1 protein-coding gene is annotated in these 521 nt (G+C 62.0%); it reads right to left on the reverse strand.

All coding sequences use genetic code 11. The features are described 5' to 3' along the window. The coding region (locus tag SO140_RS46475; protein WP_498544278.1) for an MFS transporter at positions 1–521 on the reverse strand (521 nt) is incomplete at both ends.

The raw sequence follows: 521 nt of genomic DNA on the forward strand, positions 1-521 counted from the left end.
ATGCCGGTCAGCCCGTTGGCGGTCGCCACCTCATTGCGGCCGAACACGTCGGAAGAGAGGGTGATCAACGCGCCGGACAGCGCCTGATGGGCGAAGCCCCCGACGCACAGCAGCGCGATAGCCGCGTAAGGGCTGGTGAACAGGCCGATCATGCCGGGGCCGATCATCAACACCGCCCCCATCGTCACCACCAGCTTGCGCGAGACGATCAGGTTGACCTTGAAATACTTCTGGAACAGCGGCGGCAGATAACCGCCGACGATGCAGCCGAGATCGGCGAACAGCATCGGCATCCAGGCGAACATGGCGATCTCTTTCAGATTAAAACCGTAGGCCTTGAACATGAACAGCGGGATCCAGGCGTTGAAGGTGCCCCACGCCGGTTCCGCCAGAAAGCGCGGCAGCGCGATGCCCCAGAACTGGCGGTTGCGCACGATCTGCCAGGCGGACATCTTTTTGGCGTTAGAGGTCTGGTGCTGCGCTTCCTGGCCTTCGAGGATGTAACGGCGTTCTTCCTGGCT

Source organism: Bradyrhizobium sp. UFLA05-108, assembly GCF_059803455.1.